Below are 21718 nucleotides of genomic sequence, written 5' to 3'. Positions count from 1 at the left end.
ATTTCGTTTATGTATAGACGACAATTCTCAGGCAACCGCTGCCGGCTCATTGAGTTTCGTCAAAAATTTATGAAGAATTTTGTTGAATTCTTCGGGACGCTCCATCATTGGCGCATGTCCGCATTTATCAATAAAGTGCAGTTCGCTATTGGGAATCAATCTATTAAACTCTCTTCCAACAAAGGGAGGTGTAATGGTGTCATTATTTCCCCAAACCAGGAGGGTTGGTTGCTGAATCTGACTAAGTTCTTCACCTAGATTGTTGCGGATTGCGCTTTTTGCAAGGGCGATGATCTTTATGACTTTCAGGCGACTGGTAGTGATTTCATAAACTTCATCCACCAACTCTTTGGTAGCCATTTTGGGGTCATAAAACGTGACTTCTGTTTTTTTCTTGATGTATTCGTAGTCGCCGCGTTTGGGATAAGTATCCCCCATTCCATTCTCAAATAGACCTGAGCTACCGGTCAGGATCAGGCTACGAATTCTTTCCGGATGCTTTAAAACGTGAACGAGGCCTACATGCCCACCGAGTGAGTTTCCAAGTAAATGGATATTCCGGTAATCTTTAGCTTCGATGAATTTGTAAACAAATTTCTGCAGACCTCCAACAGAAGTATGCAGGATGTCGAGTTCAAACAATGGCAGCATGGGAACCACTACTTTATAGTGATTTCGAAAGTATTCGATCAGGTCTCTGAAATTGCTCAGGGCCCCAAAAAGACCATGGAGCAGGACCAAAGGTTCTCCTTCCCCTTCTTCGATGTACTTGAATTTATCCAGCTGTTTGATCTCGTATTGCATCTCTTCGTAAAAATAATACTTCCAATGAATTGCTAAAATAGTCCATTTAGCTCAATAATTACTAGTAGCGACATCTGCATCCAGGTTGCTAAACAGTACGTATAGATGGATTTTTTTCTTCGGAAAATCGTTCCAGGAATCCACCTATCTCAGTCATAATATCCTTAAAAACCGGAATTACTGAGGCTATCCAGTCAACTGCATCAGGACCCCACGGTGCAATTATAGGATAAGTAACAGAAGATTCCATTGCTTCCTGACTGATCAGTGATAATTTATCCAGGTAAAAAATAAACAAAGACCATATCAGCAGGTAGATGACTGCATAAAAAACGATTCCTGCTGCCTTGTTTACCCAGCCTAAGAAAGCCCATTCGGTTGTTTTTTCCAACAGTTTCCCAATCATGTTTATGAGGAGCACTACAACAATAAAAACCAACAGAAAAGACAATAAGGGCAGCCAACGGGCGGAAACCTGGACAGTATCTTCCAACCAAATTGCGGTTGTGGCAGATAGTTTCAATGCTGCCAATACGCCAAGAAACAGGGCAATACATGAAAAAACAGCCATCACCAATCCGTTGCGGATTCCTTTGAATACAGCCAGCGCCAACACCAATAATGTTACTATATCTATCAAACCAGCAGATTTATTACCTGTCGGTTACCCGACGGGTAATTGATGATTATGACAAAAGTGATTTAACAAGCGCAGAAATAGCTTTACCATCCGCCTGTCCGGCCAGCTTTTTAGTTGCCAATCCCATTACCTTACCCAGATCCGCAACCGAACTGGCCCCTGCTTCGGCAATAATGGCTTTCAACGCTTCCCGGAGTTCGTCTTCGGTCAATTGTTTTGGAAGAAACTGTTCAATTACAGCAATTTCTTCCTGTTCTTTAGCAGCCAGGTCTTCCCGGTTTTGTTGTCTGAATATTTCCAGGGAATCCCGACGCTGCTTTACCATTTTTTGCAACATTTTGGCAGCACCTTCCTCAGAAAGCTGACCATTCGCCCCAGGTTCAGTTTTGGCTTTGATAATTTCAGCTTTGATGGCGCGCAGGCCTCTTAACGCAGCTTCGTTTTTTGCTTTCATGGCCTCTTTCATTTCGGCCATTATTTTTTCTTCTAATGTCATGGTATGGAATTTAAGAGGAGGAATGGAAGAATGGAGGAAAGGAGGAAGGAAAAATGGAAGAGGGAAGCAGTGAATTCATACTTCAAACTTCATACTTCTCACTTCAATTGGTTTTCCTTCATTTGTTGCTCCTGGAATTTTTTATAAAAATCCTTTGCGAAATTTCGCAGATCATTTACCTGTTCTTCGTTGCGGGTGGCCCGCTGATAGGTATCAGCCATTGTCAACAAGGTCTGGTAGAAAAAATCAGCCATTTCATCTACCATCATATCCTTGGTCCATAAATCAATACGGAGAGCGGTTTTTTCTGCACCATCCCAGAAAGCGAGCATCATTGCTTTTGCTTTTTGAGCTTCTTCGGCAGTACTTGCAGTAGCACTCCAGCTGATCTGAGCGGGAACTTTATCGGGATCCAGTTGAACATCAATAGTAATTGTAGATTGCTGCATATAAGCTGTTTATGGCTGCAAAACTAGGATTAATCAGGCAGAAAGCTGACGGATAAAAAGGGTGTACTGGTCTAGTGTGAGCGACTGATTCAGGATTATGTGCTGCTGTTGCTCTTTTTCAATAAGCCGGCTGCGTTGATGTTCGTCTTTATACAGCAACATCATCTGATGCGCCCATGCATCCAGATCGCCGGACGCAGCATACCAGGCTCCCTCCCCACAAATTTCTTTCGTATCCGGATGACTGGTCGTAATCAATGGCGTTCCTGCACTCATTGCCCATTCCAGCGGCCAGGTTGCAGTGCCCTCCCGGTAAGGATAGGCCATCAAGTAAGCACCTGCCAAAAGCGGACCTAATTCAACCGGATCCAGGTCTGGCAAAAGGGTTATGTCTGCCCGGTATTTGTAAGTCTTAAGAAGGCTTTCCAACTGTGAAGTTTCTTCAGTAGCCGGCCCGGCCAGTATCAACGGCATACCGGTCATCAGCCATTTTTTCAACAGGGAATAGGATTTCAACAACTCTATGATTTGATTGCCGGCATGTAGCGGTCCTACATAGAGAAAATAATCCCGTCCCCCGGAATGCCTTATTTTAATAGTTTCCTGCTCTGACCATGAAATAGACTGACAATCAGGCTGAAGGGCCGGATATTGTACTTTTAGCTGGTTTTCAATAGTCGGAAAAACCTGAAGGACCTGCTCTTTATCTGAAGTAAACGGAAGGCAAATAATGCTGGCGCCGGTCCAGGCCGGTAATTTTGCCGGTGTTTTTGTCATTCTTTTTCCCTTCGAATCAACAAGGAGATGAGATGCCGTACCAAATAACAGGGTATTTCGAGCACCCTCAACCACCGCTTCTTTATCAAAGCTGATAAAAACCGAAGGCTGATACTGATCTATCCAGGTTTTCAGCCCTTTTTTCAACCTGGTTTCATAACTCGCCAGGAAAATTTTAGGTAGGGGAAGCTGAACGAGTTCCACCTGGCCACCAAGGTTTTCTTCCCAGGTTAAATCCGGAAAGCTGCTTAACAGGATAAAACGGTATTCCGGCAGCCTGCTAATAAGTGAAGGCAGGGCTTCCTGGAATGCGGCTTCCGCAGTGTCCGGACTGGCAGAAACAAGGGGATCAATAAAACAGGCTATGGATTTCATGCTCATATTTAAAGAAACGCTGCAAATTGCTTCATTTTCCTGAATCTCAAGACTTACATTTGCAATACGACAATTTGACTGAATGGAATACAACACTACCAGAAATCACCTTGTGATGCGCGAGTATGGAAGGCATATTCAAAACATGATTGAATACCTGATGTCGCTGGAAGACACAGAAAAAAGACAGAAGAATGCCAAGGCGGTGATCGAACTGATGGGCTTTTTAAACCCTCATCTTAAGAACGTAGAAGATTTCCGTCATAAGCTGTGGGATCACTTGTTTCTTATATCTGACTTTAAACTGGAAGTGGAATCTCCCTACCCCATTCCAACCAAAGAAACACTGAAAGCAAAGCCATCTCCACTTCGTTATCCCAAAGGATACCCCCGCTATTCGCATATTGGAAAAAACATAGAGGTAGTAATTCAAAAAGCGCTTGCGGAGGAAAATCCGGAAAAAAGACAGGGATTCGCCAATGCTATTGCTTATTATATGAAGCTGGCTTACAGCAACTGGCATAAGGAAAATGTGCACGACGATGCCATTCAAAGTGAATTGAGCTCAATCACAGGAGGCCAATTGGAATTCACCAATACACCCTTTGTGAAAGCTTACCGTGCCAATGAAGGTCAGCGTGATTATCGGGGCGGAGGAGGCAAACGGCCTCAGAAGTTCCAGCAGCGGGGTGGCGGAAACCAGGGCCGGAATGAACAACGTGATTCGCGGGGTGGTGGCGGCGGCGACAACCGCAACGGCGGCAACCGCGGTCAAAAGTTCAAGAAGCGGTTTAAATAACTGTCCAATCATTACACATTAATCCATCAACTTCATGGATCGTTTTGAAGTAACCGGAGGCAAAAAGCTCTCGGGTAGTATTATTCCCCAGGGTGCCAAAAACGAAGCGCTTCAAATTCTTTGCGCTGTTATCTTAACACCGGAAGAAGTCCGCATTGAAAACATACCAGACATTTTAGATGTCAATTTACTGATTGAATTACTCGGAGATATCGGAGTTAAAATAAACCGGATCGACAGGCACACTGCTGTTTTCAAGGCAGATAACATTAATATAGATTACCTGAACAGTATTGAATTCCGTACTAAAAGCGGCCGGCTTCGAGGATCTGTAATGTTGGCAGGACCACTGCTGGCACGTTTTAAAACGGCATTCATTCCAAAACCCGGTGGTGATAAAATTGGTCGCAGGCGCCTTGATACACATATTATCGGTTTTGAAAAATTGGGTACCCGGTTTGAATACCATCCGGAGGATGGTTTTTTTCATCTTGATGCCTCTCAACTGAAAGGTTGTTATATGTTGCTGGATGAGCCCTCTGTAACAGGAACAGCCAATATTTTGATGGCAGCCGTGATGGCCAAAGGAGAAACAACCATTTACAATGCAGCTTGTGAGCCCTATTTGCAGCAGTTATGTAAAATGCTGAATCGGATGGGTGCGAAAATCAGGGGTATTGGAAGTAATCTCTTGACCATTGAAGGGGTAGATTATTTGGGAGGTACGGAGCACAGCATGCTGCCTGATATGATAGAAGTTGGTTCCTTTATTGGTCTGGCAGCCATGACTCAGAGTCAGATTGAAATAAAGGGTGCCGGCATTGAGCACCTGGGCATCATCCCGGAAAAATTCCGGCAATTGGGAATTCAAATGGAATTCCGGGGGGATGACATCCTGATACCAGAACAGGAAGTATATGAGATTCAATCCTTCCTGGATGGATCCGTACTTACCATTTCAGATCATCCCTGGCCTGGATTTACACCTGATCTCCTGAGTATTGTACTGGTAGTAGCCACACAGGCCAAGGGGTCTGTATTGATTCACCAAAAGATGTTTGAGAGTCGTTTGTTTTTTGTTGACAAACTGATTGACATGGGTGCCCAGATTATTTTATGTGACCCCCACCGCGCTGCAGTGATCGGGCATGGCCGCGAACAAAAACTGAGAGGAATTACCATGAGCAGTCCGGACATTCGTGCGGGAGTTTCTCTGCTCATAGCAGCCTTGAGTGCTGAAGGGAAAAGTATCATTCAGAATATCGAACAGATAGATCGCGGATATCAATATATGGACACCAGACTAAAAGCATTAGGAGCGGATATTAAAAGGATCTGATGGAATACAGCAATAAAAAAATTATCATCATAACTGCTCCCTCGGGAGCAGGCAAAACATCTATCACCCGTTATCTTCTGAAAAAGTTCCCTCAATTGGCTTTTTCTATATCCGCTGCAACCCGTTCACCGAGAGGCATGGAGCAACATGGAAAAGATTATTATTTCATGTCGGTAGAAGAATTCAAAAATCATATCCGTCAAAATGATTTTATGGAATGGGAAATGGTTTATGAAGGTAAATATTATGGTACGCTTAAGTCTGAAATGGAACGAATCTGGTCACTACACCAGGTACCCATGCTGGACATAGATGTAAAAGGGGCTATCCATATTCAACAGCAATACCCGCACAATTCCCTTTCGCTGTTTATCGAACCTCCTTCAGTAGAAGAACTGAAAAAACGCCTGGTAAGCAGGGGTACAGAATCAGCAGAAAGCCTGGCCGCCAGGGTAAATAAAGCGTCCTATGAAATCGGCTTCAAACATCATTTTGATCATGTAATTGTAAATGATCAACTGGAGAAAGCCTGCCAGGAAGCTGCCGGACTAATTGGTTCTTTTCTTAACCGATAAAGCGCAGGCAGCAGTTCTTTCTATGCCAAAACTATGCTTATATTCGTAGTGTATGAATTGGAACACGATCGGCCTTATTGTATTTTTCCTTTTACTGGCAGGCTTTTTCGTAGGCATAGAAGCTGCTTTTGGAAGCATTAACCGCCTTTCTGTTGAATTGCGTAAAAAACAGGGAAGAACAGGTGGCACATTGGTCAGTTATTTTTTTGAACGATCTTCACTTTTTATCGGGGTGGTTTTAATTTGGCTAACCTTCTGTTTGGTTGCGTATGGATTAATGATTGGCCAGGCTTTGGAGCCAGCCTGGTTATATCTCGAAAAAACTCTTCCGGAAGGGGCGGCCGATTTCACTCATTTATTTGTAGAAATAACACTTGCAGGAATCATTTTTATTTTTTTTGGCGAATTCCTGCCAAGGGCTATCTGGCGATCGAAAAATGAATGGTTACTCAATTCAGGAGTAGCTTCTTTTGCCAATTTTTTCTTCTGGATCACACATCCCGTGGCGGATATGCTGGTTACCTTATCACAGGCGATCCTGAAGTATTTTTTCAACGTCCGCATTGATGAAAAGAAAGAAAGTTTTTTCAGAGTTGACCTGGACAGCTACTACCAGCAAGCCAGTTATGAGTCGGAAGGCGATGGACAGGACATGAATGCCCACCTGATTGAAAATGCGCTTTCACTACCAACAGTAAGAGTAAGGCAGTGTCTGATTCCGAGAAAGGAGATTGAGGGCATTGAAATAAACAATTCGGTTGACAAGGCATTGGAGCGGTTTATTGAAACCAAACTAAGTAAACTTGTCGTATACGAAGGGAATATCGATCATATCGTAGGCTATATACACCAACTGGATATGTTTGAAAAGCCAGCGACCATTTCAGATGTACTGCTTCCCATTCCAGCTGTTCCGGAAAGTATGAATGCAACGGATCTGATTAACAAATTCACAAGGGAACGTAAAAGTATGGCCTGGGTGGTGGATGAGTTTGGCGGCACTTCCGGTATAGTAACTATGGAAGACCTGCTGGAAGAAATTTTTGGAGAAATCCAGGACGAACACGACACTGAAGAACTGGAAGAGAAAAAATTAAATGACCGGGAATTTATTTTTTCAGGAAGACTGGAACTGGATTACCTGCGCGAAAAATATGATCTTGAATTCTCCCGGGAGGAAGCCGAAACTCTTTCAGGATTTATTATCCAGCATCACGAAACCATTCCCAAGGTTAAGGAAAGGATTATTGTTGACAATTTTGAATTTGAAATTCTATCAGTTAGTCATACCCGAATTGAAATGGTAAAACTTAAATTGCTGAAATAACAGCGCGAACTAGAACGAAAATGATCTCAATTCTTTCTTCCTTGCCTTTGCTTCTTCAATCCTATACAGTGTTTTAGTAATAAAATGTCCCATCGCTGCTCCAACTATTACATCTGTTGCCCAATGCCTGTTATCATAAATCCTGGACACCCCGGTTAAACCAGCAATACCATACGCCACGTAAGGCACCCATTTTTTGTCATTGTATTGTAGCGCAATTGCGGTTGCTACCGTGAATACAGTATTCGCATGACCAGATGGAAAAGAAGTCCACTCACGTCCACCCTGGAACATGCTATTGAATTCAAAAGGATCATCTGTATAAGCGGGGCGGCGGCGTCTTACCAATTGTTTTGATCCGGCAGTCAGCAACGTAGTAAAAACAAGGGATTTGGCAGAAACAAGCGAAACATGTTCCATCCTTCTGTCTTTCGTTAATACGCCTGTCAGATACATGGCACCCACCAAATATGGGGAATATTCATTACCAAAAGGCTCTATAATTCGGGAGGTTTGGCTTAAGAAGTTATTTCGGTTAGCCTGGACCCATTGTTTGATGCTCCTGTCCAGTGTCATCATCGCACCGGTACCCGCTACTACAATTGCAACAGTTCTCCAGTCTTTACTGGAGTATCTTGCAGGAGCAGTAACAACCTTGGGAAAATCCGTAAAATAACTCCCGATATATGTTTTATTAATCCGGTAATAATTGGCTGGGAGACTATCTTCCTGGCCAAAAACCGGTAGACAAAAGACAAAAAAAATGGCACTGAACAGGCACCTGTTTAAAAAGGTCATTGATGCAAAATAGGAAATCGTAAAAGACCAACAAAAAAGGCCGGATCTAAAGATCTCAGGCCTTTTGATTTTTTATGCTGCCTGCATTTCAGCAATCTTTTCCCTTATTTTCTTTTCAATCTCTGCCTGCAATTCAGGGTTATCCCGTAACAATTGTTTTACGGCGTCTCTTCCCTGGCCCAGTTTGTCCGAATTATAACTGAACCAGCTACCGCTTTTTTGAACGATACCAAGATCCACTCCCATATCAATAATCTCCCCTACTTTGGAAATTCCTTCCCCAAAAATAATATCGAATTCTGCAGCCCGGAAAGGAGGAGCGACTTTGTTCTTCACCACCTTTACCTTCACCCGATTACCAACAGCTTCATCGCCATCCTTGATTTGGCTCATCCGGCGGATATCCAGCCTCACAGATGCATAAAACTTCAGCGCATTACCACCAGTGGTTGTTTCGGGGTTACCGAACATTACACCAATTTTTTCTCTCAACTGGTTGATAAAGATGCAGATGGTATTGGTTTTATTAATAGTTGCGGTAAGTTTCCGAAGTGCCTGGCTCATCAATCTTGCCTGCAATCCCATTTTACTGTCGCCCATCTCCCCTTCCAGTTCGCCTTTTGGTACCAGGGCAGCTACTGAGTCAATAACAACTACATCCAGCGCTCCGGATAAAATCAAACGGTCTGCAATTTCAAGTGCCTGTTCACCATAATCAGGCTGGGAAATCAAAAGATTATCAACATCCACACCTAATTTTTTAGCATAACTACTGTCAAAAGCATGTTCAGCGTCAATTATGGCGCACATTCCACCTTTTTTCTGGGCTTCAGCGATGGCATGAATCGCAATGGTGGTTTTACCGGATGATTCAGGTCCGTATATTTCAATGATCCTCCCTCTGGGGAAACCACCAATGCCAAGGGCCACATCCAGGCCCAGAGATCCCGTGGATACAACTTCCTGGGGTTCTGATGATCGTTCGTTCATCATCATCACAGACCCTTTCCCAAAATCCTTATCGATTTTGTCCATGGTCAGCTTCAGCGCCTTCAATTTTTCTGCATTTGACATATAGCTGTTGTTTTTAGTACTGTTCAAATTTATTTGTACAGCAAAGATAGATGAGAAATAAATATCAACACTAATATTTTTAGCAAGTTTTCACTAAATTTTTTACCGCTAAATCACCCTTGACCTTTTAATATTTTTTTCACATAAGGAGCCAGAGCGCCTGGACAGGTGTAGTTTCGGAATTGTATCTTTGTCTTTAAATCAGTAAAATCATGAGAATACTCAGTTTAGCCATAGGATTGTTTGTATTGACGGGATCAGCTGTTGCTCAATCGCCTGTATCCGCCAACAAGGGTGTAACTTATGGTGCCGGAGCAAGTGCAGACGGAGCAATTAGTGTAAATGAGTTGTCCTCCAAAATGTCAAATTCCGGATTTACTGGAAAAATCAGTGGCAAGGTGGTAGAGGTTTGCCAGGAAAAGGGCTGCTGGATGAAAGTAGAGAAAGAGAACGGAGAAACCCTAATGGTAAAATTTAAGGATTATGGTTTTTTTATGCCAAAAGATATACAGGGCAAAGAAGTAGTGTTGGATGGAGAAGCCATAGTTAAAGAAGTTTCTGTGAAGCAGCAGAAGCACTATGCCAAAGATGCCGGTAAACCTGCTGATGAAATTGAAAAAATTAAGGCTCCAAAGAAAGAAGTACAATTCGTAGCAAAAGGAGTATTGGTACTCTGATCTGAGGTTGAATAAAATTGTCGGGCTGTCCTTGTGGCAGCCTTTTTTATATTTGTCCAGTGAATAAAACTGGCAGACTATTCTGGAAATGGTGGTGGAATTGGAATCACTGGAAGCTGGATGGGGAATGGCCTTCCGGACTCACCCGGGCTATTATTATTGTAGGCCCACACACAAGTGCCTGGGATGTTGTAACAGGGATGGCTGCCCGAAGTATCATTCCGATTCCGCATGCCCATTATCTTGGTAAAAAAGAGTTGTTTGACGGACCTTTTGGCTGGTTCTTCAAGGCAACCGGAGGAGTCCCTGTAGACAGAAACAACAAGAATAATCTTGTTGATCAGGTAGTACAGGAGTTTGCCAGGCGTAAGCATTTTGTCCTGGCCTTATCTCCGGAGGGTACCAGGAAAAAAGTGGAACGACTCAAAACCGGTTTCTGGCATATTGCCAAACTTGCAGGCGTACCTATTGTAATGGCTGGCATGGATTTTTCTAAAAGAGAATTGAAGCTATCAAAACCCTTTTATCCCGGGGAAAGCCCGGAGGCAGATTTCCCGAAAATTGTGGAATTTTTTGCTCCGGTTAAAGGAAGACACCCCGAATTGGGAATGCAAGATTTGAAAGGCAAATAGGCAGAACACATTATGTTTCTTACGTATACTTTCAAGTGTTGTTAAAAGTCCCCGATTTGAGGCACAAAACTTGATAGTTAGACGTACATTTATGCGAAATTTTAACTAAAAACTATAACCAAATGAAAGTTTCTTACTTAGTACTTGCAGCTTTCACATCAGTTTCCATGATCTCCTGTGTAAGCTCCAAAAAATTCAAAGCTGAACAGGCTCGTTATGCGGAATTGAGCGACAAGCACAATCAATTGCAGAACGATCTGAAAAGCTGCGAAGACGCTAAAGCAGAAGAAGCTCGTAAAAGGGCCGGATTAGAGTCTGAAATTGCGAATCTGAACAAGCAGATGGATTTCCTGAAAGAAAACAACACTACCGCCTTGAAACAACTGCAGGATCTCTCTGTGATTTCTGCTTCTCAGGCAGAAAGCATTAAAAAATCCATGGAAAACCTGGGATTGAAAGATGCTTACATTCAGGATCTGCAAACCCAAATGGCTAAAAAAGACTCACTGAATATGGCCCTGGTTATGAACCTTAAAGGAGCCATTGGCAACATGGAAGACGAAGACATCAACATTAAAGTTGACAAAGGAGTAGTGTATGTTGATATTTCCGATAAACTGCTCTTCAAAAGCGGTAGCTATGCCATCACTCCAAGAGCAGAAGAAGTGCTTGGTAAAGTAGCTTTGGTACTGAAGAACCAGCCTGACATCGAATTCATGGTGGAGGGCCATACCGACAACAATGAAATTCGTGGAAATATTGGTATTATTAAAGACAACTGGGACCTAAGTGTAATGCGCGCTACCAGTGTAGTAAAAGTGCTTCAGAAAAAACACGGACTGGATCCTGCTAAGATGGCGGCTGCCGGTCGTGGTGAATACAAACCTGTAGCTGACAATTCAACTGCAGCAGGGAAAGCGGCCAACCGTCGTACCAGGATTGTAATTCTTCCTCAACTTGATCAGTTCTACCAATTGCTGGAAAGGAAATAATATCAGGCAAGTATAAAAAAAGAGGCGCTATTTGAGCGCCTTTTTTTATGCTTATACATTTCAGAAATTAAGCTTACAGCACACCGTTATATCATATCGTAAAACTACCTGATTTTTGATTTTTGAACTTCTGTACAGTATTTTTTATCACTACTCTCCAACTTATATTCAAAATAAATTATCTTTATAATACTACACGAATCGACCAGCCTGCAATCCTACCTTATTGATTCTTTTCTGTCTCCGATTATTAGCGTAAACCGTTTGTTTTTTTAACCGTAGAAACTTCTAGGCATGAAACCCCATCGCCCCTGGCATTACATGTCAACTGTTTTGGCATGTCTGCTTTCGTGTACGCTATTGGTATCAACGCTCCATGCGCAGATATCCGTTTTCCCATCCGACAATCAGTTATACCCGAGAGACCTGAACACCAACAGAGCAACAGTAACGGTTTCAGGTAATGTATCGCAAACTTCCAACTACCGGCAAATACGTTTGTATGTATACCGGGACGGGAACTGGATCAACAGCTATTCTTTTACACTCAACTATTTCAATGGTTCCGCCTCTTATAATTTTAGTGTTCAGATTCCGGCTGAGCGTAACAACTATCGATTTGCACTTTATGGAGCAACCAGGTGGTCGGAAAATCACATTCGAACTGCCAATAATGTAGTTGCTGGTGATGCCTATATAATACAGGGGCAATCAAATGCTGTTGCTAATTTGCGTGGCAGTGGGAATACTGCGAACAATGCTGATGATCCGAGTAATGCTCCATTCAGAAACTTTGTTCGGGTTTACGGCAGCGGTAGTACAACTATGAGTTATAGCAAAAGCTGGTTCATTGGAAGAGGTAATGTATGGTATGATGTAGACGGCCATGTTGGTCAATGGGGTATGCGTTTGGGGTCGAATCTTGTGGGCGCCACCAATGTGCCTGTGGCTATCATTAATGGCGCAATACCAGGAGAGCCGCTTAATTATTTCCAGCGTAACGACGCCAACCCTTTTTCAACCAATACAAATTACGGCAGACTGCTTCGCAGGATAGAAGAGGCCGGACTAAAAAATAATATTCGGGCCTTATTTTGGTACCAGGGAGAATCCGATAACCAGGGAATGCTGAGCAGCACACAACTTTCAACCCAGCAATACAAAAACGGATTTACCAGCCTGCAGCAGGATTGGAAATCGGATTACCCGGGATTGAATCGGTTTTATATTGTACAGATCAGACATGGTTGCGGGATCAGTTCTCCTGATAACACCATCAAAGTGCAGGAAGCACAAAGACAGCTTGACAAAGAGTCAACTGAAATACTAACCATCGCAAGTACCAATACCAGTCAGTTATTTGAAAATAACGGCCTTGGATTTTGCCATTACAATTTTGTTGATGGATATCGTAATATCGGCGATTGGCTGACTTCCCTGGTCCGCAGAGATCTTTACGGAGCTTCCATGCCGGCATCAATAGAATCCCCTGAACCAATATCAGCCAATTTTTCTTCCTTTAACAGTTCGGGTGCTGCTACTCAAATTGCACTGACACTTAGAGACCAGCAGTCCAATTTCAATCTGTCTGGAAACATCAGTCAGGATTTCCGTCTTGACGGCGGAAGTTATTCCATTCAATCTGTAAGCATAAACGGGAATACCATATATATCAGTTTCTCACGAAACTCAGGCACATTTAATAACCCAACCAGTGTGTCATATCGTAGTCACCAGGGTGGAGCTTCTCCCATTATAACTAATAACCAGGGGTTGGGACTTATCAACTTCGAATATTTTCCCATCTCAGGAGGAGCTGGAACACCTCCTCCAACAGGAGGCACTATCTGTCCGGATAACTATGAACCAAACAATTCCATCTCTGCAGGAAAAACTCTGCCACACAACTCTACAATTCAGGGTTCCATTGGCAGCAGTAACGATGAGGACTGGTTTAATATCAGAATCTGGAGTTTCAGGTATTTCAGAGTTCGATTAAGTAACCTTCCGGCAGATTATGATTTATATCTCTATTCAACAACCGGGGAACTCATTCGATCAGTTACCAACGGCGGAACGGGAGATGAAACCATTATTTACAATGATGGGCTAGCTGATGCCAGTTATCGGTTGAGAGTGGTCGGCAAAAACGGAGCAAATGATCCCAGCCGATGTTACTCACTTCTTTTGGAAGCATTCTCCAGTCCGCTTGCAAATCCAACTCCACCACCCACTACTGATCCAACTCCAGATCCAACACCAGATCCAACACCAGATCCGGATCCGACACCTTCCAATGATCCCCCCTGCCCTGATAATTATGAACCAAACAATTCGATCAGTGAATCAAAAACATTAGCGCATAATACGAATCAGTCTGCCTCTCTGGCAAGCAGTTCCGATGTTGACTGGTTCAGTTTCAGAACCTGGAATTTCCAGTATTTTAAAATCAGTCTTTGGAGTTTACCTGCAGATTATGATTTGTATCTCTATGATGTAAACGGAAATGAATTGGCTAGTTCTACCAACAGTGGTACAACTGCAGAAGTAATCAACTATAACCTTGGTCCATCGAATACAAACTATCGAATCAGAGTGATCAGTAAAACGGGAACCGTAGTACCATCCGTTTGTTATCAAATAAGAGGCGAGGCATTTTCCAGTCCGCTGCCTGCCGGATCTCCGTCTTTCGGTTCAGGAACCAATCAGTTAGGAATAGGCACCGCTGTGGAAGTTGCTGATGCCAACTTAGTTCCGATGCATGGATTAAGACTTTATCCGAATCCGGTGAGCAATTACCTGATCGTTGAATTCCAGGCAGTTGCCAATTCAAAAACTACTTTCAGCATCCTTGATATGATGGGACGAATCTGGGTGGTAAAAGAAGAAAAACTGGCAACCGGACCAATACAATATCGACTAACACTACCCAATCTCCCCAGAGGTAATTATGTGTTAAAAATTAATCATGGAGACATGATAATTAACCGTAAATTGACTGCAACTAATCAGTAAACCTTAGCAGTTATGAAAATCAGCTATCCGGCCTTTCTCCGCCATTGGCGGGGGCCAACTCTTACGCTCTTTTTTGCAGTTTTTGTGCTTCAGACGATCGCTCAGATCAGCCAATATCCCCAGAACAGACAACTATATCCAAGAAATCCAAAAAACAATAAAGCAGAGATCCCCATTACCGGCAGTGTAGATGCAGTTACCGGGTACAATTTCCTGTTGCTGAAAAAATACAGGAACAACCGGCTGGTTGAACAACGTTCTTTACTGCTGAAATACAGAAATGGAAAAGCTGACTTTAAAATCAAAGAAGAAATTAAGGCCGAGCTGGCTGAATATCGGTTCGATCTTTTTGGAGTAAGGGGACTGACACAAACCTTGCTTCAATCAGCTGATCAGGTAGTAGCTGGAGATGCATTTATCATCCAGGGACAATCTAATGCCGTAGCCAACCTTCGGGGTAATTTCACACCTGAAAACGATGCGAATGCTCCAGCTAATGCCCCCAACCGGAACTTTGTTCGGGTATACGGCAGCGGTAGCAGTTCCTACGGTTTCTCCAAAGAATGGTTTATTGGGGATGGTAATGTGTGGTTTGAAAACAATGGTAACACCGGGCAATGGGGCATGCGGATGGCATCCAACCTGGCAGGTGATCTGAAAATACCGATTGCCATCTTCAATGGAGCTGACCCCGGGCAGCCGATTAATTTTTTCCAGCGCAATGATGCCAATCCAGATGACCTTAGTTCCAACTACGGCAGATTACTTAGCCGGGTAAAAGAAGCAGGATTTGAAAAAAATATCCGGGCTATTGTATGGCACCAGGGTGAATCCGATGCGTTGGGAGCTTTGAGTGGTATACAGTTAACAACTGAGCAATACAAGCAGGCATTTCTTAATTTATATGACGACTGGAAAAAAGATTTTCCTGGCATCGCAGGTGTCTACCTTTTTCAGATTCGTTTTGGATGTGGAATCGCCTCCGTTGACGGAGCACTACAGATCCAGGAGGCCCAACGCCAGCTCGATGATGAGAAAAAAGATATCAGCATCCTATCAACAGGTGCTACACAACAATTATTTGATGGCGGTATAATTAATTATTGTCACTACAATTTTCCAAACGGGTATGGCTTGTTTGGAGACTGGATAACAAATCTTCTTAAAAAAGAAATCTATAATGTAAGAAATCTACCCTCTTCTATTTACGCACCAGCGCCCAAGCAGGCCTCCTTTTCGGCAGTAGGTGATGAAAACCTGGCAACCCAGGTTACCCTTAGCCTGGAAGATAATAAAGCTACGTATAGTGCTTTAGGTGATCTCAACAGTTCCTTCCGGCTTGAAGGAGGAGTTTTCCCCATTACCGGAATTTCGATTGACAAGAATACTATCATTATTGATTTTATTCGTGGTCCGGGAACAGCGGGAAACCCCACCGGCCTTAGTTTTATTGGCCACGATAACCAGGCTGCTCCGATTCTTGTAAATGAACAGGGCATAGGCTTATTGTATTTTTCCAATCTCGCCATCAAACCTGCTGAAGGACCGGTTTCTCAAAACTGCTCTGATCCATATGAGCGAATCAGTTTGCTTGGCACTCAATTAAAAATGAATTCATCCATTAAAGCGCTGATATCAAACCCGCTGGATACAGACAGATTTTATTTCAATGCAAAAAATCCAAACAGAGGATTAAAAGTTGAATTGACCAACCTTCCTGCAGATTTCGATATTTATTTATACGATTCAAGGGGTAAACTCATTTCAAGCAGCATTAAAACCGGTCAGAACAATGAATTGATTGAGCTTGACGATGTCAAAAAGAAAGAGCGTTATACAATTTATGTTGTGGGCAAAAACGGAGCTTACCATGCTAAAAATTGTTATTCGCTGAAGTTGAGTTTTAAAAAAGAAGACGATAACGACGATGATGACGATGACGACGATGATGATGAGGAGGAAGAAAGTAGCGGCGCAGCAATTGCAAGCGAAATGGAATCAGGAGCCCAGTTGATGCCATTGTTTAAAATTTACCCAAATCCAGTACAGGATCGTTTGCTAATCAGCTGGCCTGCTCAAAAAGCCGGATCCGCCGAAATCCGGATTATTGACCTGAACGGAAGGCAGGTAAAAGGACAACGTATGGCAGTACAGAATGGAATCAACCAATTGCAGATGCAGGTAGGCGGACTTACACCTGGTGTATACTTCCTGCAGATACAGCAGGGCAATCAGCTTGTAACCAGGAAACTGACTATCGCTAAATAAAAACGACGATTAACAGAAGCTGCTATTGAATTGCCAAATCAGGAACGCAGGTATTTTTCAAAAAATGCCAGTGTTCTTGACCAGGCAAGTGTAGCGGCTTCTTTATTGTACCTGGCTGAGGAAGTATCGTTGTGAAAAGCATGCTGAGTTCCTTTGTAGAGATACAATTCATAGGGGATATTATTTGCTTTTAATGCAGTTTCATAGTCGGCCATACCTGCATTCACCCGTTCATCCAACTCTGCGTAATGCAATTGTACAGCAGCTTTTATGGCCGATACCTGCTCAGCAGCTGGTTGCCTTCCATAAAAAGCGACCGCAGCATTCAATTCAGGAACGGCGACTGCAAGTTGGTTTGCCATCGCGCCACCCCAGCAAAAACCAACCGCACCAACCCTGCCGGTACAATCTTCACGTTTACTTAAATAGGGAACTGCTGCACCAAACCGGGCAGTATTTTCTTCTGGAATTAATTTTGAAAACAATTGGCGAGCTTGATCTTCGTCAGCAGGAGTGCCACCTAAAGTCGACAAACCATCCGGTGCCAGGGCAAGGTAGCCTGCTGCAGCTGCTCTTCTGGCTACATCTTCAATATGGGCATTTAATCCGCGGTTCTCGTGAATAACTACAACAGCAGGAAATTTTGAGCCTTTTTTTGGCTTTGCCAGGTACGCTTTCATGGTACCAAACGGACTTGCATATTCAACCCGCTCTGTATACAGTTCATTTTCAGATATCGTCTCAGCTGCCCGGTAATTTCCTTCCAGCAATGGTAGAATGGTATGGGCTGCTGCAACACTACCGGTAAGTGCTATCAGGCCTTTCAGAAACTGTTCTCGGGAAAGCGGGCGATGCGTATATTCATCATACAACTGGATTATTCTCTGATCCATAACTTGGTTTTGAAAAGAGAATTTACTACTAATTGTCCACTTCCAGTGAATGTATGATACCTTCCAATGAACGAAGGTGTTTCCCAAAGGACTTATTAAACATCCATTTTGCCAGCCAGTAACAGATGGGAATCAATACCAGCATAGTAACAGGCAGGGCGTAAACGAAAATCGGCTTCGTCATCAGTTCTTCAATCGTTTTGCCTGAACCAAGAATTCCACCGCTCAGGTAACCACCGGCAGCCGCAAAAGGATACACCAGCAAACCTAGTTTTTGTTGAACACTCCCCCAGTCTGAGATTTCCCGATGATGCATGCGTAATTCTTCCAAAACCGGCCTTGTAGCAGAAACTGTGGTTTGAATGGAAGCGTACAGTTTCCACGCCTTCAACAGTACATATGCTGTAAAAGCCATGGTAATAACTATTGTAATCAGTATTGGCCAAAAGGGAAAAACAATCAGGATATAGATGTAAAACAAAAAAATCAGGATACCCCATATCATATTCATCAGCAAGGCCTTTTTTAGCTTCATTAAGGGGTGGCCGGGCTGAATTCGCTGAATCCTGCCCGGCTTAAGGAGCCGGGACAGATCCGCATCTTCCGGATTCCAATCCTGCCATTTAGTTTGTTCAGTCATGATGCGGTGTTTTTAAGAGGTTCGTTAATCGTTGACGGATTCTATACAGTTTTACAGCCAGGCTATTGGAAGAAATCCCCATCCAGTCGGCTATTTCCTGGTTCGAATAACCTTCCAGGTGCAGTAAAATGATAGCCCGGTCTGAATCGGTAAGCTGACGAATAGCCTCCTGAAGTGCCCTGGAATTTTCCTGTTCAAACTGAATGGGAGGTAGTTGGCCTGATTCAGGCAGTACTTCTTTGTATTCAATCATAGTCTTCTTACGGTTACTGGTAAGTACCGTATTCAAACTGATCCTGTAGAGCCAGGTACTGAATTTGGCATCCCCCCGGAATTGCAACCGGCCCTTCCAACATTGGAGCAGGATTTCCTGGTAGAGATCCTTTTTCTCCTCGGGGTCTGCAGCATAAAGAGATACTACCTTATAGATAATTCCCTGGTTTGCCCTGATCTCTGATAAAAAAAACGCTTCCTCCATAGTGCTGTATATCTCAGCTATTTTTCAATAGGTATCAAATCTCTCCCGGAAATTACATTCCCGGCAAATTTTTTTTCATAAAATACGAAGCCTTTCATACTTGATTTTCACCGCTTGTGCATTGACAGGAATTATTGACCCGTTATCCCAATTAGGTTTTTGTAACCGCCAGGGAATTGAAATTTTGTTTTCAAATACCTGACATGCTGTATCGATTTTCTATACTTGTTTTATTCGTACTGATGAATAACTTATCTGCAATTGCCCAACAAACCGGAAAGGTAAAGGGGCAGGCTGTGGAAGGAGCCACGATAAGCCTGTTGAATGCTTCCGACTCCAGCCTGGTGAAACTGGCAGTAGCCGGAGCCTCAGGGATGTTCGAACTGGAACAGGTTTACCTAGGTGAATATTTATTACAGGTGTCAGCAGTAGGATATCAAACGTATTACACCACCGCGTTTGCGCTGAAAACTGAAAATGAGAACTATGATCTGAAAGTAGTTCCTCTTTCCAAAAATTCTGATGAATTAAAAGCTGTTACAGTTACTGCCAGTAAACGGATGATTGAAGTGAAACCTGACAGAACCATCGTAAATGTGGATGCAGGTATTTCCAATGCAGGAGCAACCGCCATGGAAGTATTGGAAAAGTCACCTGGCATCTCAGTAGACAGGGATGGAAATATAAGTCTCAAAGGCAGACAGGGAGTACTCGTTCTGATTGATGGCAAGCCCAGTTATCTGACTGGTGCAGACCTGGTAAACTTGCTCAATAATATGATGGCCAACCAACTGGATCAGATTGAAATTATGACTAATCCACCTGCTAAATATGATGCAGCAGGAAACTCTGGCATCATTAATATCAAAACCAAAAAGAACAAACAACGCGGATGGAATGGAAGCCTTAATCTCTCTTATGGTCAGGGTGCTTACTTCAAAACCAATAACGGATTGAACCTCAATTATCGTAACGAAAAGTTCAATATGTTTCTGAACTACACTCAAAACTCCAATAAGAATTTCAATAACCTGTACATCAAACGAACCTACCTGGATGCAGCCGGAAACCCAACCGGCTATTTTGATCAGCCAACCATGTTACGCATGCAGGGAGATAACAATTCGCTGAAGGCTGGCATTGATTATACCCTGAATAAAAAAACAACTATCGGAATTACAGGCACCGGTTTTATATCTCCACGAAAATACAACAGCATAAGTACCGGATATTTAATGGATACCGATCGCATTACGGATTCAACGGTTCAAACTATCAGTAAAAACTCCAATAAATGGATCAACGGTACTTTGAATCTGAATATGCGACATACGATCAATAAAAACTCCGAGTTGACTGCTGACCTGGATTATATGCATTATGATATGACGAACAACCAGCTTTTTCATAATACTATTACTCTTGCAGATGAAACAGTTGTCAGTGATGGATACCTGAAAGGAGATTTACCTGCTTCCATTTCAATATATACAGCCAAAGCGGATTATAACACCATCCTGAAAGGCGAATGGAAGGTGGAAGCCGGGCTTAAATCAAGCAGGGTCAAAACTAATAACCAGGCCAATTATTTTAATTCCGCAGGCAGCAACTGGATACCGGATTATGGTAAAACCAATCATTTCCTCTACGAAGAATCGATTTATGCAGGTTACCTGAATACCAATAAAAAAATCGGGAAATGGTCTGCACAAGGTGGCCTCCGGTTTGAACAGACCAGTTATAAAGGCAAACAACTGGGAAATCCGGAAAAAAACGACTCCAGTTTTCGCCGCAGTTATGCCAGCCTGTTTCCAAGCATTTACCTGACACATGAACTGGATTCCAATCATACTTTTACAATACAAACCGGAAGAAGAATCAATCGTCCGGCCTATCAGCAACTAAACCCCTTCCTTTTCTTTATCAATGAATATACATACCAGGTGGGTAACCCTTACATACAACCACAGTTTACCTGGAATTTTCAGTTTTCGCATACCTATAAGGGTTGGTTGACTACCTCATTGGAATACGGTGATACCAAGCAATATTTCTCACAAATCTTCAAAACCGAAGGCAGGGTAACTATTCTGACGGAAGGTAACCTCGCTAATATGAAAAACCTGAACCTGAGTCTGACAGCACAGCTTAAGCCGGCAAAATGGTGGTCTGCTACCATCAATCTTACCGGCACTTACCAGAAGGTTAACGGCGTTGGAATGAACAGTGATTTCGACAGTGAAATGTTCAGCGGCAACGGGAATATCAACAATCAGTTTAAGTTTGGCAAAGGATGGTCCGCCGAATTATCCGGGTTTTACAATGCAAAAAGCAGGGATGCACAATTTACCATCTATGGCTTTGGCCAGGTTGCAGCAGGTATTGGTAAACAGGTACTGAAAGGTAAAGGCACGATCCGTCTGAATATGAGAGATATCTTTTTTACGCAACAAATCCAGGGTGAAATCCGCTACCAGAATGTGCGGGAAAGATTCAATCAAAGCAGGGACAGCAGGGTAGCAACAATCAGCTTCAACTGGCGTTTCCTATGTATATAGGCCTTTAGAGGGAGTGAAAAAATATCAACTTTTTTCTTTTGAAAGCAAAGGATAGCCAGAAGGGAAATTCCAACCACCCTTCGCCTTCAGAAGTGTGTTTTTTTCCTTACTA

The 21718-nt window shown here is 43.0% G+C and carries 20 protein-coding genes; 10 read left to right on the top strand and 10 right to left on the bottom strand.

All coding sequences use genetic code 11. From position 1 onward, the window contains the following. Positions 1-27: 27 nt before the first annotated feature. From MD536_RS19925 to MD536_RS19905, 5 genes are all read right to left on the bottom strand, one after another. Positions 28-804 carry an alpha/beta fold hydrolase gene (locus MD536_RS19925; protein ID WP_234868550.1) on the bottom strand — a complete coding sequence of 259 codons (777 nt, stop codon included), beginning with the start codon at positions 802-804 and terminating at the stop codon, positions 28-30. An 88-nt stretch (positions 805-892) separates the two neighbouring features. Continuing rightward, on the bottom strand, positions 893-1444 hold the full coding sequence (locus MD536_RS19920) for a CvpA family protein (protein WP_239603359.1): 552 nt from the start codon (positions 1442-1444) through the stop codon (positions 893-895). Between the two features lie 46 nt (positions 1445-1490). After that, on the bottom strand, positions 1491-1940 hold the full coding sequence (locus MD536_RS19915; RefSeq protein ID WP_239603358.1) for a GatB/YqeY domain-containing protein: 450 nt from the start codon (positions 1938-1940) through the stop codon (positions 1491-1493). A 98-nt stretch (positions 1941-2038) separates the two neighbouring features. After that, on the bottom strand, positions 2039-2389 hold the full coding sequence (gldC, locus tag MD536_RS19910; protein ID WP_234868545.1) for a gliding motility protein GldC: 351 nt from the start codon (positions 2387-2389) through the stop codon (positions 2039-2041). 33 nt (positions 2390-2422) lie between these two features. Beyond that, positions 2423-3541 carry a glycosyltransferase gene (locus tag MD536_RS19905; RefSeq protein ID WP_239603355.1) on the bottom strand — a complete coding sequence of 373 codons (1119 nt, stop codon included), beginning with the start codon at positions 3539-3541 and terminating at the stop codon, positions 2423-2425. Positions 3542-3623: 82 nt separating this feature from the next. Between MD536_RS19905 and MD536_RS19900 the strand changes: the two genes are divergently transcribed. From MD536_RS19900 to MD536_RS19885, 4 genes are read left to right on the top strand one after another with little or no spacing between them, the layout of a single operon-like run. Further along, positions 3624-4340: a DUF4290 domain-containing protein gene (locus MD536_RS19900; RefSeq protein ID WP_239603352.1), complete on the top strand. Its 717-nt coding sequence runs from the start codon at positions 3624-3626 to the stop codon at positions 4338-4340. A gap of 34 nt (positions 4341-4374) precedes the next feature. Further along, entirely contained in the window at positions 4375-5679 is a 1305-nt protein-coding gene (murA, locus tag MD536_RS19895; protein WP_239603350.1) for a UDP-N-acetylglucosamine 1-carboxyvinyltransferase, read from the top strand. Then, positions 5679-6254, top strand: coding sequence for a guanylate kinase (gene gmk, locus MD536_RS19890; protein ID WP_239603349.1), 576 nt, complete (start codon positions 5679-5681; stop codon positions 6252-6254). Before murA ends, gmk begins: the two co-directional genes overlap by 1 nt. 52 nt (positions 6255-6306) lie before the next feature. After that, positions 6307-7581 carry a hemolysin family protein gene (locus tag MD536_RS19885; RefSeq protein ID WP_239603348.1) on the top strand — a complete coding sequence of 425 codons (1275 nt, stop codon included), beginning with the start codon at positions 6307-6309 and terminating at the stop codon, positions 7579-7581. 9 nt (positions 7582-7590) lie between these two features. Here MD536_RS19885 and MD536_RS19880 read toward each other — a convergent pair whose 3' ends face one another. Together MD536_RS19880 and recA are read right to left on the bottom strand one after the other, a co-directional pair. After that, positions 7591-8379: a phosphatase PAP2 family protein gene (locus MD536_RS19880; RefSeq protein WP_239603347.1), complete on the bottom strand. Its 789-nt coding sequence runs from the start codon at positions 8377-8379 to the stop codon at positions 7591-7593. A 72-nt stretch (positions 8380-8451) separates the two neighbouring features. Continuing rightward, a complete protein-coding gene (recA, locus tag MD536_RS19875) occupies positions 8452-9453 on the bottom strand; it encodes a recombinase RecA (RefSeq protein ID WP_239603345.1) in 1002 nt (333 codons plus the stop codon). Positions 9454-9665: 212 nt separating this feature from the next. Between recA and MD536_RS19870 the strand changes: the two genes are divergently transcribed. The 5 genes from MD536_RS19870 to MD536_RS19850 all read left to right on the top strand — a co-directional run bounded on the left by MD536_RS19870 (position 9666) and on the right by MD536_RS19850 (position 17037). After that, entirely contained in the window at positions 9666-10130 is a 465-nt protein-coding gene (locus MD536_RS19870) for a DUF4920 domain-containing protein (RefSeq protein WP_239603344.1), read from the top strand. A gap of 59 nt (positions 10131-10189) precedes the next feature. After that, positions 10190-10762: a 1-acyl-sn-glycerol-3-phosphate acyltransferase gene (locus tag MD536_RS19865; RefSeq protein ID WP_239603342.1), complete on the top strand. Its 573-nt coding sequence runs from the start codon at positions 10190-10192 to the stop codon at positions 10760-10762. Between the two features lie 122 nt (positions 10763-10884). Next, entirely contained in the window at positions 10885-11754 is an 870-nt protein-coding gene (locus MD536_RS19860) for an OmpA/MotB family protein (RefSeq protein ID WP_234868527.1), read from the top strand. A gap of 294 nt (positions 11755-12048) precedes the next feature. Next, a complete protein-coding gene (locus MD536_RS19855; RefSeq protein WP_239603340.1) occupies positions 12049-14769 on the top strand; it encodes a sialate O-acetylesterase in 2721 nt (906 codons plus the stop codon). A 12-nt stretch (positions 14770-14781) separates the two neighbouring features. Further along, a complete protein-coding gene (locus MD536_RS19850) occupies positions 14782-17037 on the top strand; it encodes a T9SS type A sorting domain-containing protein (RefSeq protein WP_239603339.1) in 2256 nt (751 codons plus the stop codon). A 38-nt stretch (positions 17038-17075) separates the two neighbouring features. Here MD536_RS19850 and MD536_RS19845 read toward each other — a convergent pair whose 3' ends face one another. Genes MD536_RS19845 through MD536_RS19835 form a run of 3 tightly spaced genes read right to left on the bottom strand, consistent with a single transcriptional unit; the run spans position 17076 to position 19048 of the window. Beyond that, positions 17076-17930: a dienelactone hydrolase family protein gene (locus tag MD536_RS19845; protein ID WP_239603337.1), complete on the bottom strand. Its 855-nt coding sequence runs from the start codon at positions 17928-17930 to the stop codon at positions 17076-17078. 28 nt (positions 17931-17958) lie between these two features. Further along, positions 17959-18570 carry a hypothetical protein gene (locus MD536_RS19840; protein WP_239603335.1) on the bottom strand — a complete coding sequence of 204 codons (612 nt, stop codon included), beginning with the start codon at positions 18568-18570 and terminating at the stop codon, positions 17959-17961. Next, positions 18563-19048: an RNA polymerase sigma factor gene (locus MD536_RS19835; protein ID WP_239603334.1), complete on the bottom strand. Its 486-nt coding sequence runs from the start codon at positions 19046-19048 to the stop codon at positions 18563-18565. Before MD536_RS19835 ends, MD536_RS19840 begins: the two co-directional genes overlap by 8 nt. Positions 19049-19251: 203 nt before the next feature. On the opposite strand from MD536_RS19835, the gene MD536_RS19830 reads away from it, so the two are divergent. After that, positions 19252-21606: an outer membrane beta-barrel family protein gene (locus MD536_RS19830; protein WP_239603333.1), complete on the top strand. Its 2355-nt coding sequence runs from the start codon at positions 19252-19254 to the stop codon at positions 21604-21606. Positions 21607-21718 lie beyond the last annotated feature (112 nt).

The sequence above is a fragment of the Flavihumibacter cheonanensis genome (assembly GCF_022352215.1).
Lineage (GTDB): Bacteria > Bacteroidota > Bacteroidia > Chitinophagales > Chitinophagaceae > Flavihumibacter > Flavihumibacter cheonanensis.
The sequence above is the reverse complement of the archived record's forward strand: the minus strand, read 5'-3'. Positions and strand labels throughout refer to the sequence as shown.

Excerpts from the sequence above, each read along its gene's own strand:
- MD536_RS19905 (WP_239603355.1), bottom strand. The coding sequence starts at position 3,541 with ATGAAATCCATAGCCTGTTTTATTGATCCCCTTGTTTCTGCCAGTCCG.
- MD536_RS19835 (WP_239603334.1), bottom strand. The coding sequence starts at position 19,048 with ATGGAGGAAGCGTTTTTTTTATCAGAGATCAGGGCAAACCAGGGAATT.
- MD536_RS19850 (WP_239603339.1), top strand. The coding sequence starts at position 14,782 with ATGAAAATCAGCTATCCGGCCTTTCTCCGCCATTGGCGGGGGCCAACT.
- MD536_RS19900 (WP_239603352.1), top strand. The coding sequence starts at position 3,624 with ATGGAATACAACACTACCAGAAATCACCTTGTGATGCGCGAGTATGGA.
- gmk (WP_239603349.1), top strand. The coding sequence starts at position 5,679 with ATGGAATACAGCAATAAAAAAATTATCATCATAACTGCTCCCTCGGGA.
- MD536_RS19845 (WP_239603337.1), bottom strand. The coding sequence starts at position 17,930 with ATGGATCAGAGAATAATCCAGTTGTATGATGAATATACGCATCGCCCG.
- gldC (WP_234868545.1), bottom strand. The coding sequence starts at position 2,389 with ATGCAGCAATCTACAATTACTATTGATGTTCAACTGGATCCCGATAAA.
- recA (WP_239603345.1), bottom strand. The coding sequence starts at position 9,453 with ATGTCAAATGCAGAAAAATTGAAGGCGCTGAAGCTGACCATGGACAAA.
- MD536_RS19925 (WP_234868550.1), bottom strand. The coding sequence starts at position 804 with ATGCAATACGAGATCAAACAGCTGGATAAATTCAAGTACATCGAAGAA.
- MD536_RS19860 (WP_234868527.1), top strand. The coding sequence starts at position 10,885 with ATGAAAGTTTCTTACTTAGTACTTGCAGCTTTCACATCAGTTTCCATG.
- MD536_RS19855 (WP_239603340.1), top strand. The coding sequence starts at position 12,049 with ATGAAACCCCATCGCCCCTGGCATTACATGTCAACTGTTTTGGCATGT.
- MD536_RS19840 (WP_239603335.1), bottom strand. The coding sequence starts at position 18,570 with ATGACTGAACAAACTAAATGGCAGGATTGGAATCCGGAAGATGCGGAT.
- MD536_RS19915 (WP_239603358.1), bottom strand. The coding sequence starts at position 1,940 with ATGACATTAGAAGAAAAAATAATGGCCGAAATGAAAGAGGCCATGAAA.
- MD536_RS19830 (WP_239603333.1), top strand. The coding sequence starts at position 19,252 with ATGCTGTATCGATTTTCTATACTTGTTTTATTCGTACTGATGAATAAC.
- MD536_RS19870 (WP_239603344.1), top strand. The coding sequence starts at position 9,666 with ATGAGAATACTCAGTTTAGCCATAGGATTGTTTGTATTGACGGGATCA.
- murA (WP_239603350.1), top strand. The coding sequence starts at position 4,375 with ATGGATCGTTTTGAAGTAACCGGAGGCAAAAAGCTCTCGGGTAGTATT.
- MD536_RS19885 (WP_239603348.1), top strand. The coding sequence starts at position 6,307 with ATGAATTGGAACACGATCGGCCTTATTGTATTTTTCCTTTTACTGGCA.
- MD536_RS19880 (WP_239603347.1), bottom strand. The coding sequence starts at position 8,379 with ATGACCTTTTTAAACAGGTGCCTGTTCAGTGCCATTTTTTTTGTCTTT.